This is a genomic window from Streptomyces sp. Xyl84, assembly GCF_059731885.1.
On sequence record NZ_AP029182.1, the window covers coordinates 3567887 to 3583584 of the forward strand.

At 71.8% G+C, this 15698-nt stretch carries 13 protein-coding genes; 5 read left to right on the forward strand and 8 right to left on the reverse strand.

What is annotated here, in order from left to right:
* Positions 1 to 55 precede the first annotated feature (55 nt).
* Positions 56 to 1771, forward strand: a complete 1716-nt coding sequence (gene metG, locus AC6I72_RS15430; protein ID WP_498001382.1) for a methionine--tRNA ligase — start codon at positions 56 to 58, stop codon at positions 1769 to 1771.
* A gap of 79 nt (positions 1772 to 1850) precedes the next feature.
* Here the strand turns inward: metG and AC6I72_RS15435 are convergent, their stop codons facing one another.
* From AC6I72_RS15435 to AC6I72_RS15445, 3 genes are all read right to left on the reverse strand, one after another.
* Positions 1851 to 2051: a DUF397 domain-containing protein gene (locus tag AC6I72_RS15435; protein WP_498001384.1), complete on the reverse strand. Its 201-nt coding sequence runs from the start codon at positions 2049 to 2051 to the stop codon at positions 1851 to 1853.
* A 109-nt stretch (positions 2052 to 2160) separates the two neighbouring features.
* Entirely contained in the window at positions 2161 to 2373 is a 213-nt protein-coding gene (locus tag AC6I72_RS15440; RefSeq protein ID WP_498001386.1) for a DUF397 domain-containing protein, read from the reverse strand.
* Positions 2370 to 3248 carry a helix-turn-helix domain-containing protein gene (locus AC6I72_RS15445; RefSeq protein WP_498001388.1) on the reverse strand — a complete coding sequence of 293 codons (879 nt, stop codon included), beginning with the start codon at positions 3246 to 3248 and terminating at the stop codon, positions 2370 to 2372. Before AC6I72_RS15445 ends, AC6I72_RS15440 begins: the two co-directional genes overlap by 4 nt.
* Before the next feature lie 156 nt (positions 3249 to 3404).
* Here AC6I72_RS15445 and AC6I72_RS15450 point away from each other — a divergent pair, with 156 nt between their 5' ends.
* Complete coding sequence (locus AC6I72_RS15450) at positions 3405 to 3950, forward strand: ATP-binding protein (protein ID WP_498001389.1); 546 nt, start codon at positions 3405 to 3407, stop codon at positions 3948 to 3950.
* 86 nt (positions 3951 to 4036) lie between these two features.
* On the opposite strand, the gene aspS is transcribed toward AC6I72_RS15450, so the two are convergent.
* Positions 4037 to 5800, reverse strand: coding sequence for an aspartate--tRNA ligase (aspS, locus tag AC6I72_RS15455; protein WP_498001390.1), 1764 nt, complete (start codon positions 5798 to 5800; stop codon positions 4037 to 4039).
* Positions 5801 to 6021: 221 nt separating this feature from the next.
* On the opposite strand from aspS, the gene AC6I72_RS15460 reads away from it, so the two are divergent.
* Positions 6022 to 8178 carry a SpoIIE family protein phosphatase gene (locus AC6I72_RS15460; RefSeq protein ID WP_498001391.1) on the forward strand — a complete coding sequence of 719 codons (2157 nt, stop codon included), beginning with the start codon at positions 6022 to 6024 and terminating at the stop codon, positions 8176 to 8178.
* Positions 8179 to 8359: 181 nt separating this feature from the next.
* Here the strand turns inward: AC6I72_RS15460 and AC6I72_RS15465 are convergent, their stop codons facing one another.
* From AC6I72_RS15465 to AC6I72_RS15480, 4 genes are all read right to left on the reverse strand, one after another.
* Positions 8360 to 9385 carry an AI-2E family transporter gene (locus AC6I72_RS15465; protein ID WP_498001393.1) on the reverse strand — a complete coding sequence of 342 codons (1026 nt, stop codon included), beginning with the start codon at positions 9383 to 9385 and terminating at the stop codon, positions 8360 to 8362.
* Positions 9386 to 9487: 102 nt separating this feature from the next.
* On the reverse strand, positions 9488 to 10465 hold the full coding sequence (locus AC6I72_RS15470) for a pirin family protein (protein ID WP_498001395.1): 978 nt from the start codon (positions 10463 to 10465) through the stop codon (positions 9488 to 9490).
* Positions 10466 to 10588: 123 nt separating this feature from the next.
* Positions 10589 to 11443: a DUF3592 domain-containing protein gene (locus AC6I72_RS15475; RefSeq protein ID WP_498001396.1), complete on the reverse strand. Its 855-nt coding sequence runs from the start codon at positions 11441 to 11443 to the stop codon at positions 10589 to 10591.
* Positions 11444 to 11482: 39 nt separating this feature from the next.
* Positions 11483 to 11959, reverse strand: a complete 477-nt coding sequence (locus AC6I72_RS15480; protein ID WP_037861608.1) for an SseB family protein — start codon at positions 11957 to 11959, stop codon at positions 11483 to 11485.
* Between the two features lie 144 nt (positions 11960 to 12103).
* Between AC6I72_RS15480 and AC6I72_RS15485 the strand changes: the two genes are divergently transcribed.
* Both AC6I72_RS15485 and AC6I72_RS15490 read left to right on the forward strand, forming a co-directional pair.
* Complete coding sequence (locus AC6I72_RS15485; protein WP_498001398.1) at positions 12104 to 13930, forward strand: acyl-CoA dehydrogenase; 1827 nt, start codon at positions 12104 to 12106, stop codon at positions 13928 to 13930.
* A 356-nt stretch (positions 13931 to 14286) separates the two neighbouring features.
* Positions 14287 to 15585 carry a M18 family aminopeptidase gene (locus AC6I72_RS15490; protein WP_498001400.1) on the forward strand — a complete coding sequence of 433 codons (1299 nt, stop codon included), beginning with the start codon at positions 14287 to 14289 and terminating at the stop codon, positions 15583 to 15585.
* Positions 15586 to 15698 lie beyond the last annotated feature (113 nt).

Here is a 15698-nt window from a genome sequence, read left to right on the forward strand (position 1 = left end):
CGGTCCCGGAGGCCGCCCACCGTCACCCCACGTAGCGACTTGGGAGCAGCCCGCGATGGCTCGACACCTCATCACCAGCGCCCTTCCGTACATCAACGGGATCAAGCACCTGGGCAACATGGTGGGGTCCATGCTCCCGGCGGACGTCTACGCACGCTATCTGCGCCGACGCGGCCACGAGGTGCTGTACATCTGCGCCACCGACGAGCACGGCACCCCCGCGGAGCTGGCCGCCAAGGAACAGGGCCTGCCGGTCGCCGAGTTCTGCGCGCAGGCGCACGACGCGCAGAAGGCCGTCTACGACGGTTTCGCGCTCGCCTTCGACTACTTCGGACGCAGTTCCTCCCCGGAGAACGTGGAGATCACCCAGCACTTCGCGCGCCGCCTGAACGAGAACGGCTTCATCGAGGAGCGCGCGATCCGCCAGGTGTACAGCCCGGCCGACGGCCGCTTCCTGCCGGACCGGTACGTCGAGGGCACCTGCCCGCACTGCGGCTACGACAAGGCGCGCGGCGACCAGTGCGAGAACTGCACCCGCGTCCTGGACCCGACGGACCTGATCAACCCGCGCAGCGCCATCTCCGGCTCGACGGACCTGGAGGTCCGCGAGACCAAGCACCTCTTCCTGCTCCAGTCCAAGCTCCAGCACGAGGTCGAGGAGTGGGTCGCCCGGCACGAGGCCGACTGGCCGCAGCTGGCCTCCTCCATCGCCCGCAAGTGGCTGACCGAGGGCCTGCACGACCGCGCGATCACCCGTGACCTGGACTGGGGCGTCCCGGTCCCGGCGGACACCTGGCCGGAGCTGGCGGCCGAGGGCAAGGTCTTCTACGTCTGGTTCGACGCGCCCATCGAGTACATCGGCGCGACGAAGGAGTGGGCGGACAAGGACCCGGCGGGCCGCGACTGGAAGTCCTGGTGGTACGAGGCCGATGACACCGTCCGCTACACCGAGTTCATGGCGAAGGACAACGTCCCCTTCCACACGGTGATGTTCCCGGCGACCGAACTCGGCGTGCGGGAGCCGTGGAAGAAGGTCGACTACGTCAAGGCCTTCAACTGGCTGACGTACTACGGCGGGAAGTTCTCCACCTCGCAGAAGCGGGGCGTCTTCACCGACCAGGCCCTGGAGATCCTCCCGGCGGACTACTGGCGCTACTTCCTCATCGCCAACGCGCCCGAGTCGGACGACTCGTCCTTCACCTGGGAGCACTTCACGGCCACGGTGAACAAGGACCTGGCCGACACCCTGGGCAACTTCGTCAACCGCGTGCTGTCCTTCTCCAAGAAGCGCTTCGGCGCCGAGGTCCCGGCCGGCGGCGAGCCGGGTGAGGCGGAGGCGCGTCTGGGCGAGGAGATCGCCCGGCTGCTCGCGGAGTACGAGGAGCACATGGAGGCGCTCCAGTTCCGCAAGGCCGCCGCGGCCCTGCGCGCCCTGTGGTCGGCCGGCAACTCCTACCTGGAGGAGAAGGCCCCCTGGCTGGAGATCAAGACCGACCAGGACGGCGCGGCCCTGACCCTGCGCACGGCGATGAACCTGATCCACCTGTACGCGGTGGTCTCCGAGCCCCTCATCCCGACGACGGCCAAGGCGATGCGCGCCGCGTTCGCCCTCGCCGACGACACGGCGACGTGGGTCACCCCCGACGAGGCGAAGTCCCTGACGGCCCTGCCCGCGGGCACCCCCTTCACGGTCCCGCCGGTCCTGTTCGCCAAGCTCACCGAGGACGACCTGGCCGCCTACAAGGAGCGCTTCGGCGGCGAACCCGCGTGACGCGACCCGCATGACGCCGGCCGTACGGCGATGCCCCGCGCCCGGTGACGACCAGGCGCGGGGCATGCCGGTTGCGGGGTCAGCTCCCGGACGCGTACGCCACGAAGTCCCCCCATGCCTGCGGCGCGAGGGCCAGGCGGGGGCCGGCGTCCCGGTGCTTGGAGTCACGGACGTGGATGGTGCCGGGGGCGGTGGCGACCTCGACGCAGGAGTTGCCGTCGCCACTGCTGCTGTAGCTGCTCTTGAACCACGTCAGCTCGGCGGTGTCCTTGCGGCTCATGTCTCTCCCAGCAGGTGCTCGATGAAGGCCAGCGACTCCCCTGGGCTCAACCGCCCTACCTCCAGCAGCGCCCGGTGACGACCAGGCGCGGGGCATGCCGGTTGCGGGGTCAGCTCCCGGACGCGTACGCCACGAAGTCCCCCCACGCCTGCGGCGCGAGGGCGAGGCGGGGGCCGGCGTCCCAGTGCTTGGAGTCGCGGACGTGGATGGTGCCGGGGGCGGTGGCGACCTCGACGCAGGAGTCGCCGTCGGGGCCACTGCTGTAGCTGCTCTTGAACCACGCCAGTTCGGAGGCGTCACCGGCGAGGGTCTTGCGGATCATGTCTCTCCCAGCAGTTGCTCGATGAAGGCCAGCGACTCCCCTGGCGGGAGAGCCTGCGCCCGGATGGTGCCATACCGCAGCTCAAGAATGCGGAGCTGCCTCAAATCAGTCACGGGGCGGCCGTTGAACGCCCCGTCGGAGCGCCCCACCGCAGTGCCGTCCTCGAACTTCAGCAACTCGATCCTGCCGCTCATGCCGGGGTGTGGCGCACTGTCCATCGGCATCACCTGGAGGGAGACGTTGCTCAACCGCCCTACCTCCAGCAAGCGTTCGAATTGCTCCCGCCGGACCATTGTGCCCCCGACCTTGCGCCGAAGCGTCCCCTCTTCCAGGACGAAGCTCAGCGCCGGTGCAGGGCACCGCTCGTAGATGGCCTGCCTGGCGATACGGGCAGCTACGCGGCGCTCCAGGTCCTCCGGCGTGTAGGCGGGCTGCCACGACTCCAGCAGCGCCCGGGCATAGTCCAACGTCTGCAACAGACCGGCGATGTTGCTGTTCTCGTACACCCCGATCTCGACGGCCCGCGCCTCCATGTCCGCCAGGTCCCGCACCTTCTTCGGGTACCGGACCTTGGCCACGTCCTCCTTCATCGCGGCGAGCAGCCCGCCCGCCCCCAGCACCTCGTCCGCCCTGTCTAGAAACTCAGGCCGGGGAATGCGCTTGCCGCTCTCGATCTTGTAGACGAGGTCCTCGCCGTACCCCACCGCCTTGCCGAACTCGCCGGCCCGCATCCCCACCGCCTCGCGCCGCAGCTTCACCTGCCGTCCCACGGTGGCGACCACGGCCACGCCCCACTCGTCGTCCGGGTCCACCTCCCAGCCCGGCTCGTCAGCCTCGGTCCTCAGCTGCTGCCGAACCTCGCCGTCCACCGACATGCGCGCCCCTCCGTCGTACCGCCTGGTGCCAGCGACGCCCTGCCCGTACACACGGCCCCGACAGGCCCGGACACCACCGGACAAGGACCGGACAGTCACCGTACGCAACCACGACGTCACTCCCCACAGTAGGCACATCAGGCCACGCTGAGTGACGTGAACCAGAAACTTCCCCGGCCCGGCAGCCCCCTCCGCAACTTCGACGTCCTGTTGTCCCCCACCCCACGCGGCGCGCGCCTCGCCCGCCTGCTGGCCACGGAGCAACTGCGCACCTGGGGACTGCCCCTGGACCCGGCGCGGCTCGTCGTGGCCGAGCTGGCGAACAACGCGGCCACCCACGGACGCGTCCCCGGCCGGAACTTCCAGCTCCTGCTGTACGTGGTCGGCGGGACCCTCCGCATCGAGGTCACGGACACGCGCGGTGACCGGCTCCCGCACCGGCACCCCGCTGATCCGACCGCCGAGTCCGGCCGCGGACTCGCCCTCGTCGCCGCTCTTGCCGACCGCTGGGGAGTCACCCACGGCCTGCCGCCCCGCAAGACGGTCTGGGCCGAACTGACATTCGCCGCCGCGCAGTCACCGGAGTCCGGACGCCCACGCCCCGGTCCGACCCGCGCTCCCCGTGCACTGCCCACTGAGGAGAAAGAACCCCGCCAGGCCCCACCCCTCCCTCCCGCCGGGCAAACTCACTCCAGCGAGTGAATATGCCCAAGTGAAGGTCGGTGACGAAACGACGGACGGCGCCCGGGACCTCGTCGGTCCCGGGCGCCGTCCGTTGCGTGTGCCGCCTACTTCGGCTGCGGCTTGCGCACCGTCAGGTGCAGTTCGCGCAGGCGGGACTCGTCCAGCTCGGTCGGGGCGCCCATCATGAGGTCCTGGGCGTTGCCGTTGAGCGGGAAGGCGATCGTCTCGCGGATGTTGGGCTCGTCCGCGAGGAGCATGACGATACGGTCCACGCCCGGGGCGATGCCGCCGTGCGGCGGGGCGCCGAAGCGGAACGCGCGGAGCATCCCGGCGAACTTGTCCTCGACGGTCTCGCGGTCGTAGCCCGCGATCTCGAACGCCTTGAGCATGATGTCCGGCTCGTGGTTCCGGATGGCACCGCTGGACAGCTCGACGCCGTTGCAGACGATGTCGTACTGCCAGCCCAGGATGTCCAGGGGGTCCTGGGACTCGAGGGCCTCCAGGCCGCCCTGCGGCATCGAGAACGGGTTGTGCGAGAAGTCGATCTTCCCGGTCTCCTCGTCCTTCTCGTACATCGGGAAGTCGACGATCCAGCAGAAGCGGAAGACGTTCTCCTCGAAGTGCCCGGCGCGCCTGGCGGCCTCGACCCGCACCGCGCCCATGATCTTCGAGACCTCGTCGAACTCGCCCGCGCCGAAGAACACCGCGTGCCCGGCGGCAAGGGACAGCCGCTTGGTCAGCTCGGCGACGTTCTCCTCGGTGAGGAACTTCGCGATGGGGCCGGTCAGCGAGCCGTCCTCGGCCACCCGCACCCAGGCCAGGCCCTTGGCGCCCAGCGACACCGCGTAGTCACCCAGCTGGTCGAAGAACTTGCGCGGCTGGTCCTGGACCGCCGGCACCGGCAGCGCGCGCACGTGCTTGCCGGCGAACGCCTTGAACTCCGAGCCCTCGAAGACATCCGTGATGTCCACCAGCTCCAGCTTGGCGCGCAGGTCCGGCTTGTCGGAACCGTACTTGAGCATCGCCTCGCGGAACGGGATGCGCGGGAAGGGCGAGGTGACGTGCCGGCCGCCGCCGAACTCCTCGAACAGCTCGGTCATCAGCTGCTCGATGGGACGGAACACGTCCTCCTGCTCGACGAAGCTCATCTCGACGTCGAGCTGGTAGAACTCGCCCGGCGAACGGTCCGCACGCGCGTCCTCGTCACGGAAGCAGGGCGCGATCTGGAAGTACCGGTCGAAGCCGGAGATCATCAGCAGCTGCTTGAACTGCTGCGGCGCCTGCGGCAGCGCGTAGAACCGGCCGGGATGCACCCGGGAGGGGACGACGTAGTCGCGGGCGCCCTCGGGGGAGGTGGCGGACAGGATCGGCGTCGCCATCTCGTTGAAGCCGAGCGCGACCATCTTCTGCCGGATCGCGGAGATCACGGCCGTGCGCAGCATGATGTTGCGGTGCATGCGCTCGCGGCGCAGGTCCAGGAAGCGGTACTCCAGGCGCCGCTCCTCGTTGACCCCGTCCTCCGCGTTGATCGTGAAGGGCAGCGGGGCGGCGGCGCCGAGCACCTCGACCTCGCCGACCTCGACCTCGACCTCGCCGGTGGGCAGGTCCGCGTTCACGTTCTCGGTTCCACGTGAAACGACGCCGCCGTCGATCCGGACGACCGTCTCCTTGGAGAGCTTGTCCAGCGCCTCGTACGCGGGGGTGCCGGGACGGGCGACGAGCTGCGTGATGCCGTAGTGGTCGCGCAGATCGATGAAGAGGATGCCGCCCAGGTCGCGCCGATTGTGCAGCCAGCCACTCAGCCGGACGTCGGTGCCGACGTCAGAGGCGCGGAGCTCGCCGCAGGTGTGGGACCTGTACCGATGCATCGTCGTTCATCCAGTCTTCGCGGATCGGGGATCACCGGGCGGGCACGGCCCGGACCCACCCAGCCTACCGGCCACCGGGAGATCGCCTCTCCCCATATCACGCCGGGAATCACGCGGGACGCGGCGACCGCGTCCGCGGCGCGGCCCCCGGCCCGTCCCACGGCCGTACGCCCGTCCGTCTTCGGTGGCAGTGTCCGAGAGCCTCTTCTTACAGTGGGGCAATGCGCACTGGTGAGCCCCTGCCCGCCGTGGGGGACGTCCTGGCCGCCCTCGCGACCGGGCTGTGGCACTGGGACACCTCCACCGGGCTGGTCGCGGTCGACGCCGAGGCGGCACGGCTGCTCGGGCTGCCCGCCGAGGACGTCACCCTCACCGAGGCCCAGGTGCGCGCCCGGCTGCACCCGGTCGACTGGAACGAGATCACCGGCGTGGTGCAGCTCGCCGCCGCCGAGGGCACCCTCGCCGAGGTGCGCATCCGGATCATGGACGAGCGGGGCCGCATCATCCGGGTGGTCCGCAGCCGCTCCCGGCCCGCCTACGACTCCCGCAAGAAGGCCTACGAGCTGATCGGCACCCTCCAGGAGGTCACCGAACCGACCCCCGGCTCCCCGGCCGGGCGCAGCGCGGTCACCGGCGACTGGCGGCGCTCACGGGAGGCGTTCCTGCTGGACGCCGGCCGTGCCCTGGCCGAGGCGCGCTCCACCGCGGAGGTGCTGCGGGTCGCGGCCGGCCTGTCGATGCCCGGCTTCTCGCCCGACGGCCTGGCCGTCTTCGGCGTGGAGGCCGACCACCTGACGATCATCGGCCACCACGGGCAGCAGCAGGGCGACGAGGTCCCCTTCGTCCACATGGCCCTGGACACGGACTACCCGGCCGCCGAGGTGATCCGCACCGGACGGGCCGTCTACCTCTCCTCGCCCGAGGAGTACCGCGCCCGCTACCCCCTCACCTGGAAGCTGGCCCAGCGCTTCAACCGCCGCTCCTGGGCGTTCCTGCCACTGACCGCCTCGGGCCACACCATGGGCGCCTGGATGGCCGCCTTCACCTATCCGGTCGCCTTCACCCCCGACGAGCGCTCGGTGCTGACCACGGTGGCCCGCATGCTCGCCCAGGCCCTGTCCCGGGCCGGGACCGCCGAGACCGAGCGGGAGCTGAGCGAGGGTCTGCAGCGCTCCATGATGCCCACGACCGGCCCCGCCGTCCCCGGCATGGACGTCGCCGCCCGCTACGTCCCCACCGGCGGCGGCCTCCAGGTCGGCGGCGACTGGTACGACGTCATCCCGCTGCCCGGCGGTCCCTCCCGGAGCCCCGCGAAGCCCGGCGCGGGCCGCTTCGCCCTGGTCATGGGCGACGTCCAGGGCCACGACGTACGCGCCGCGGGCCTGATGGGCCAGCTGCGCATCGCCCTGCGCGCCTACGCCTCCGAGGGCCACCCCCCGGACGCGGTCCTCACCCGCGCCTCCCGGTTCCTGCACGGCATCGTCGACGACAGCGCCGACGACGACCTCGCCGACCTGCGCTTCGCGACCTGCCTGTACGCCGAGGTGGACCCCCGCACCGGCGTCCTGGAGGTCGCCCGCGCCGGGCACCCCGACCCGGTGATCCGCATGGCCGACGGCACGGTGCTGCTGCGCCCGACCGCGGGCGGGCTGCCGCTGGGCGTCGACCCGGACGCCGACTACCCCACCACCCGGTTCGTCCTGGAGCCCGGCGAGACCATGATGCTCTGCACGGACGGCCTCATCGAGACCGGCGGCCACGACCTGGACACCGGCTGGCAGCGCATCCGCACCATCCTGGAGCAGCACGAGGGCGACGCCGAGGAGCTGGCCGACGCGCTCGTCCAGGCCGTGCACGGACCGTCCTCGCACCACACCACCGGCCCGCTCGCCGACCGCCGCGAGGACGACATCGCCGTCCTGCTGCTGAACCGGCTCTGCGACGGCGACGGCGGCGCCGTCACCGCCCGCCCGGAGATCCGGCGCACCCTGCTGACGGTCGCCCAGGCCGAACCCGAGCGGATCGCGGTGGCCCGGCAGCAACTGCGGGAGCTGCTGCACGACTGGGCCTCCGCCGACCAGGTGGACTCGGCGGTGCTGCTGCTGTCGGAGATGCTGACCAACGTGCTCGTGCACACCGACACCGACGCCCTGCTGCTCGCCGAGGTCAGCGGCGAGCCGGGCGAGCGGCGGATGCGGGTGGAGGTCACCGACGCCGGCGACGACCTGCCGCACAAGCGCAGGCCGGGCGAGCTGGCCTCCTCCGGGCGGGGCCTGGTGCTGATCGAGCTGCTCGCGGACGCCTGGGGGGTGGAGCCGCGGGGGGTGGGCAAGAGCATCTGGTTCGAGCTGTACGAGCCGCCGCGCGGCAGACCGTGACACCCGGCCCGGCACCGGACGAGCCGTGACACCCGGCCCGCACCGCACGAGCCGTGACACCCGGCCCGCACCGGACGGGCCGTGACGTCCGGGCCCTGACGGACGAGCCGTTGCGCGGGCCGTGACGGAGGCGGCCGGTGACGCACCGGGGGCCGGGACCGGCCTGCGGCCTGCGGCCCGGTTACGAGTACCGCTGCCGCAGTTCGTGCGCGACCCCGGACGCCGCCGCCGTCAGGGGCACCGCCAGCAGCATCCCGACGATCCCGGCGGCCGAGGCGCCCGCGGTGATGGCCAGCAGCACCGCCGCCGGATGCAGCTGCACCGTCCGGCTCTGGATCACCGGCTGCAGCACGTGCCCCTCCAGCACCTGCACGGCCAGCACCACCCCCAGCACCCACAGGGCGACCACGAACCCCCGGTCGGCGAGCGCGACCAGCACCGACACCGCACCCGAGATGAACGCCCCCAGGTAGGGGATGTAGGCGCCGACGAAGACCAGCGCCCCGAGTCCGACCGCGCCCGGCACATCGAGCAGCAGCAGCCCGACCGTGATGCAGACGGCGTCGATGAGCGCGATGAGCGTGGTCCCGCGCATGAAGCCCTCGACGGCGGAGAACGCCCGCCGCGCCATCGCCTCGGCCGCGTCGGCGCTGCCGCCCGGAGCCATCGACCGCAGCGCGCGCAGCGCCCGCCCCGAGTCGCGCAGGAAGAAGAAGACGAGCAGCAGCGCCAGCACCGCCATCGCCAGGTACTGGGCGACCACGCTGACCCCGCTGATGACGTTGGAGACCGCCGTCCCGCCGAACTTCGACAGCAGTTGTCTGCCGTGGGCGGCCAGGTCCTCCAGCGAGGTGCCGGCCGCGCCGAAGTGGGCGGCCAGCGACTTCGCCGCGTTCTCCAGCGAGGAGAGGATCTGCGGCCCGCTGTCGATCAGCGCGAGGCCCACGATGTAGCCGACGCCGCCGACGACGACCAGGACGGCGGCACAGGTGATCCCGGCCGCCAGCGACCGGTTGACCCCGGCCCGCGCCAGCCGCAGGAACAGCGGCCGCAGCAGCGCGGCCCCGAGCAGCGCGAGCAGCACCGGCGTGACCGTCGTGCGGAACGCCACGCACAGCCGCACCACGATCCACACCACACCGGAGACGAGCAGCACGACGGCACACCAGGCGGCAAGGCGCCGGACGGGCTCGGGCAGCAGTCGCACCCCACCAGCGGACCACGCGCCGGGCGGGCTGTCCTGCGCGGACGGCCCGCCCGGGTGACCCGCTGCCGGGGTGGCGGCCGGGTCCCGTCGCCGGGTGGCGGCTCAGTCCTGCGGGCCGCTGCCGGTCATGCCGTGGACGGCCGGGACGGAGCCGAGGCGGCCCTTCTGGAAGTCCTCGAAGGCCTGCATGAGTTCGTCCTTGGTGTTCATGACGAACGGTCCGTAGTGGACCATCGGCTCCCGGATCGGCCGCCCGCCCAGCAGGACGACCTCCAGGTCCGGGGTGTGCGAGTCCTGCTTCTCGTCCGCGCGGACGGTCAGCGAGCCACCCGCGCCGAAGACCGCGGTCTGGCCGAGGCGGATCGGCCGGCGCTCCGCGCCGACACTGCCGCGGCCCGCGAGGACGTAGGCCAGGCCGTTGAAGTCCTCCCGCCAGGGCAGGGTGACCTCCGCGCCCGGGGCCAGCGTCGCGTGGACCATCGTGATCGGCGTGTGCGTGATGCCGGGGCCCTCGTGACCGTCCAGCTCACCGGCGATGACGCGCAGCAGCGCGCCGCCGTCGGGGGAGGTGAGCAGCTGGACGCTGCCACTGCGGATGTCCTGGTAGCGCGGGGCCATCATCTTGTCCTCGGCCGGCAGGTTCACCCACAGCTGCAGGCCGTGGAAGAGGCCGCCGGACATGACGAGGGACTCCGGCGGCGCCTCGATGTGCAGCAGGCCGGAGCCCGCCGTCATCCACTGGGTGTCGCCGTTGGTGATGGTGCCGCCGCCGCCGTTGGAGTCCTGGTGGTCGAAGACCCCGTCGATGATGTAGGTGACGGTCTCGAAGCCGCGGTGGGGGTGCCAGGGCGTGCCCTTCGGCTCGCCCGGCGCGTACTCCACCTCGCCCATCTGGTCCATCATGATGAACGGGTCGAGATGACGGTAGTTGATCCCGGCGAACGCCCGGCGCACCGGGAAGCCCTCGCCCTCGAAACCGCTCGGCGCGGTCGTGACGGTGAGCACGGGACGTGCCACGGCGTCGGCCGGCGCGGCCACACGGGGCAGCGTGAGCGGGTTCTCGACGGTCACTGCAGGCATGTCGGTACCTCCTTGTGCGCTCACTCTAGTTGAGCGTTCAACTTTCTGCCAGCCACAACGGAGGAGGGCGCGCGGACATTCCCGGACCGCCGGAGCGTCCCGGCGCGGACACCGGCCGGCCGCTCACCCGGTCAGCGCCCCCACGGCGGGCGCGAGCAGCATCACCGCGATGAACAGCAGGGCGCCCCCGACGCCCAGCGCGAAGGCGAACCCGCCGGCCAGTCGGCCGGTGGTGCCCCGGCCGAACACCGCGACCTCCGGGTCCGCCGGGTCGTAGAGGATCTCCGCCCGTTCCGCCCCGCTCCCGGCCCCGCGCCACTCACGGGTCAGCCCCTCGGCGTCGACGTAGGTGTACACGTGGTGCTCGGACGGCTCGTCGGAGCCGTGCACGGCGTAGGAGCGCCTGAGCCGGGCCGGTGCCGCGATCCCGCGCGCCCGCAGCGCCCACGCCTGCCGGACCAGCGCGGCCCCGCCGGTCACGGCGACGGCGGCGGGGCCGAGCACCAGCGGTCCCGCCAGCCAGCCGAAGACGGCTCCGGCGTCCGCCCGGGAGGCCAGGAGCACCGCCGCCACGAGCACGTAGACCGCCGCCGCGGCCCATCCCGGCCCCGGCCCCCGGCGCGGCGCGGACACCCACCGCTTCAGCCGCTCCTCGCGCACCTGCCCTGACCCGTCGGTCCGCGGCCCTCCGCTCCGGTGCGCGTCCAGTTCCCGGCCGACGGCCTCGGCGAAGGCGCGCCCGGCGGCGGCGTCGCGGCAGGTGAGGGAGTACGCGGCCGGCGGCTCGCCGCCGGCGGCGGTCAGCACCACCGTCAGCGTGCGCCCGCCCGCACCGCCGACGGCCACCCGGTCGATCGCCGCGAGGGGTATCCGGCGGCGCAGCAGGCGCGCGTCCAGCAGCAGCTCACCGGCGCACAGCCGGACGGCGCTGCGCCGCCGTCCGTACAGGTCCGGCGGCGCGGTCTCGGAGGAGGTCACGGGGGCACCTTAGAAGCGCCCCCGGGCGGAAGGAGGGGTTCAGCCGTACATCCGGCGCATCGCGAAGTCGACCATCTGCTCGACCGCCTTCGCGTCGAAGACCATCCGGTGCTCGCCCTCCATGTCGAGCACGAAGCCGTACCCGGTGGGCAGCAGGTCGATCACCTCCGCGCCGGTGATCACGAAGTACTTCGACTCCTTGCCCGCGTACCGGCGCAGCTCCTTCAGGGAGGTGAACATGGGGATCACCGGCTGCTGGGTGTTGTGCAGCGCGAGGAAACCGGGGGTGTCGCCGCGCGGGCAGTACACCTTGGAGGTGGCGAAGATCTGCTGGAAGTCCTCGGCGGCCATCTGCCCGGTGGTGAAGGCACGCACCGCGTCGGCCAGCGACGGCGGGGACGGCTCCGGGTACAGCGGCGGCTGCTGGCCGTACCCGCCGCCTGTGGGCATCTGCTGCTGCGGCGGGACGTATCCCTGCTGTGCACCCGCGCCCGCGCTCTGGTCGTAGCCGTACATGGGCTAAAGACTACTGAGTCACAGATGGCCCGCCCGGGGTTGCTTCTTATTACCGACGGGTAGCATCATCGGAGTTACTAGTTGGTACGTGAACCGGATGCGAGGAGCCAGTGCCTCGCCGAGTCCTCAACGGGAGCCGTCGCCATGGGGCACTACAAGTCGAATCTCCGTGACATCGAGTTCAACCTCTTCGAGGTGCTCGGGCGCGACAAGGTGTACGGCACCGGCCCGTTCGAGGAGATGGACCTCGACACCGCCAAGAGCGTCCTGGAGGAGCTGACCCGCCTCTCCGAGAACGAGCTGGCCGCGTCCTTCGCCGACGCCGACCGCAACCCGCCGGTCTTCGACCCGGAGACCAGCACCGCGCCCGTCCCGGCGTCCTTCAAGAACAGCTACCAGGCGTTCATGGACTCCGAGTACTGGCGCCTGGGCCTGCCCGAGGAGATCGGCGGCACCACCTCGCCGCGCTCGCTGATCTGGGCCTACGCCGAGCTGGTCCTGGGCGCCAACCCGGCCGTGTGGATGTACTCCTCGGGCCCCGCGTTCGCCGGCATCCTCTTCGAGGAGGGCAACGAGGTCCAGAAGCACATCGCCAAGATCGCCGTCGAGAAGCAGTGGGGCTCCACCATGGTCCTCACCGAGCCGGACGCCGGCTCGGACGTGGGCGCCGGCCGCACCAGGGCCGTGCAGCAGGAGGACGGCTCCTGGCACATCGAGGGCGTGAAGCGCTTCATCACCTCCGGTGAGCACGACATGTCGGAGAACATCCTCCACTACGTGCTCGCCCGTCCCGAGGGCGCCGGCCCCGGCACCAAGGGCCTGTCCCTCTTCCTCGTCCCGAAGTACGAGTTCGACTTCGAGACCGGCGCGCTGGGCGAGCGCAACGGCGTCTACGCCACCAACGTCGAGCACAAGATGGGCCTGAAGGCCTCCAACACGTGCGAAATGACCTTCGGCGACCGGCACCCCGCCAAGGGCTGGCTGATCGGCGACAAGCACGACGGCATCCGCCAGATGTTCCGCATCATCGAGTTCGCCCGCATGATGGTCGGCACGAAGGCGATCTCCACGCTCTCCACCGGCTACCTCAACGCGCTGGAGTACGCCAAGGAGCGCGTCCAGGGCCCGGACCTGGCGAACTTCATGGACAAGACCGCGCCGAAGGTCACCATCACCCACCACCCCGACGTGCGCCGCTCGCTGATGACGCAGAAGGCGTACGCCGAGGGCATGCGCGCCCTGGTGCTCTACACCGCCTCGATCCAGGACGCGATCCAGATCAAGGAGGCGAACGGCGAGGACGCCTCCGCCGAGATCGCGCTGAACGACCTGCTCCTGCCGATCGTCAAGGGCTACGGCTCGGAGAAGGGCTACGAGCAGCTCGCCCAGTCGCTGCAGACCTTCGGCGGCTCCGGCTTCCTCCAGGAGTACCCGGTCGAGCAGTACATCCGGGACTCCAAGATCGACACCCTGTACGAGGGCACCACCGCGATCCAGGGCCAGGACTTCTTCTTCCGGAAGATCGTCCGCAACCAGGGCGCCGCGCTGAACTCCCTCGCCGAGGACATCAAGAAGTTCCTGGCGCTCGGCACCGGCGGCGAGGAGCTGGCCGGCGCCCGCGAGCACCTGGCCAAGGCCGCCGTCGAGCTGGAGGCCGTCGTCGGCCTGCTGCTGACCGACCTCGCCGCCACCGAGCAGGACGTCAAGAACATCTACAAGGTGGGCCTGAACACGACCCGCCTGCTGATGGCCTCCGGTGACGTGGTCGTCGGCTACCTGCTGCTCAAGGGCGCGGCGGTCGCCGCCGAGAAGCTCGAGACCGCCTCCGCCAAGGACCGGGCCTTCTACACCGGCAAGATCGCGGCGGCGAAGTTCTTCGCGGCCAACGTCCTGCCCGGCGTCACCCTGGCCCGCAAGCTGGCCCAGAACGTCGACCTGGACCTGATGGAGCTGGACGAGGCCGCGTTCTAGTCCGGCCCCCGGCCGGCACTCCGCCCGCCGGCGGTCCGGCCTAAAGACCGGCACTCCGCCCGCCCGGCGGTCCGGCCGAAGACCGGCATTCCGCCCTCGCGGCGGTCCGCCCGGCCGTCCCGCCGTCCGTCCGTACGAGGGTCCGCTCCCGCCGCCGGGAGCGGACCCTTCGGCGTCGTCGAGAGCCGCGGACGGAAGGGGGTGCCGGTCAGCGGGCGGTGTCCGGTGCGTGCGATCGCAAGGCGCCGGAAGGCCCTCGTGGCGGAGCTGCCAGGGCCTTGCGGCAACGCGGCGAGGGCGCGTGCCGGGCGCCGCCCCCCGGGGCCCCTTTCTGTCCGCAGCTCTAAGGTGAAGCCATGAGTACGAACCGGCCCTTCGACCGCGGCCACACCGACGACCTGATGTCCTTCCTGGCGGCGAGCCCTTCGCCGTACCACGCCGTGGCGAACGCCGCCGAGCGCCTGGAGAAGGCCGGCTTCCGGCAGGTCGCCGAGACGGACGCCTGGGACGGCACGGCCGGCGGCAGGTTCGTGCTGCGCGGCGGCGCGGTCATCGCCTGGTACGTCCCCGAGGGCGCCGCCCCGCACACCCCCTTCCGCATCGTCGGCGCCCACACCGACTCGCCCAACCTGCGCGTCAAGCCGCGGCCCGACACCGGGGCGCACGGCTGGCGCCAGGTCGCCGTGGAGATCTACGGCGGCCCGCTGATGAACTCCTGGCTCGACCGGGACCTCGGCCTGGCCGGGCGGCTCTCGCTGCGCGACGGCTCCACCCGCCTGGTGAACGTCGACCGCCCGCTGCTGCGCGTCCCCCAGCTCGCCATCCACCTGGACCGCTCGGTCTCCACCGAGGGACTCAAGCTGGACAAGCAGCGGCACCTCCAGCCGGTGTGGGGCCTCGGCGACGACGTCCGCGACGGCGACCTCATCGCCTTCCTGGAACAGGAGGCGGGCCTGCCGGCCGGCGAGGTCACCGGCTGGGACCTGATGACGCACTCCGTGGAGCCGCCCGCCTACCTGGGCCGCGACCGCGAGCTGGTGGCCGGGCCCCGCATGGACAACCTGCTCTCCGTGCACGCGGGCACGGCCGCCCTGGCCGCCGTGGCGGCCTCGGGCCGGGAGCTGCCGTACATCCCGGTGCTGGCCGCCTTCGACCACGAGGAGAACGGCTCCCAGTCCGACACCGGCGCGGACGGCCCGCTGCTCGGCGGCGTCCTGGAGCGTTCGGTGTTCGCGCGCGGCGGGTCGTACGAGGACCGGGCGCGCGCCTTCGCGGGCACGGTCTGCCTGTCCTCCGACACCGGCCACGCCGTGCACCCCAACTACGCCGAGCGGCACGACCCGACGCACCACCCGCGCGCGGGCGGCGGCCCGATCCTGAAGGTGAACGTCAACAACCGCTACGCCACGGACGGTACGGGCCGGGCGGTGTTCGCGGCGGCCTGCGAGAAGGCGGGCGTCCCCTTCCAGTCCTTCGTCTCCAACAACTCCATGCCGTGCGGCACCACGATCGGCCCGATCACCGCGGCCCGGCACGGCATCAGGACCGTCGACATCGGTGTGGCCATCCTGTCCATGCACAGCGCCCGCGAACTGTGCGCCGCCGACGACCCGTTCCTGCTGGCCAACGCGCTGGTGGCGTTCCTGGAGGGCTGACGGGACCCGGGCCCCGGCCGCGGGGCCCGGGGATCCGCACCGCCGCGGAGCCCGCGCGGACACCCCGTGAGAGCCGCCCCCCGCATGTCCACCCCGCTTGCGGGTACCCGGAG

Bases quoted from the DNA above. Each gene is read 5' to 3' on its own strand.
- metG (WP_498001382.1), top strand. From the start codon at position 56: ATGGCTCGACACCTCATCACCAGCGCCCTTCCGTACATCAACGGGATC.
- AC6I72_RS15435 (WP_498001384.1), bottom strand. From the start codon at position 2,051: ATGAGCCGCAAGGACACCGCCGAGCTGACGTGGTTCAAGAGCAGCTAC.
- AC6I72_RS15440 (WP_498001386.1), bottom strand. From the start codon at position 2,373: ATGATCCGCAAGACCCTCGCCGGTGACGCCTCCGAACTGGCGTGGTTC.
- AC6I72_RS15445 (WP_498001388.1), bottom strand. From the start codon at position 3,248: ATGTCGGTGGACGGCGAGGTTCGGCAGCAGCTGAGGACCGAGGCTGAC.
- aspS (WP_498001390.1), bottom strand. From the start codon at position 5,800: ATGCATCGGTACAGGTCCCACACCTGCGGCGAGCTCCGCGCCTCTGAC.
- AC6I72_RS15460 (WP_498001391.1), top strand. From the start codon at position 6,022: ATGCGCACTGGTGAGCCCCTGCCCGCCGTGGGGGACGTCCTGGCCGCC.
- AC6I72_RS15470 (WP_498001395.1), bottom strand. From the start codon at position 10,465: ATGCCTGCAGTGACCGTCGAGAACCCGCTCACGCTGCCCCGTGTGGCC.
- AC6I72_RS15480 (WP_037861608.1), bottom strand. From the start codon at position 11,959: ATGTACGGCTACGACCAGAGCGCGGGCGCGGGTGCACAGCAGGGATAC.
- AC6I72_RS15485 (WP_498001398.1), top strand. From the start codon at position 12,104: ATGGGGCACTACAAGTCGAATCTCCGTGACATCGAGTTCAACCTCTTC.
- AC6I72_RS15490 (WP_498001400.1), top strand. From the start codon at position 14,287: ATGAGTACGAACCGGCCCTTCGACCGCGGCCACACCGACGACCTGATG.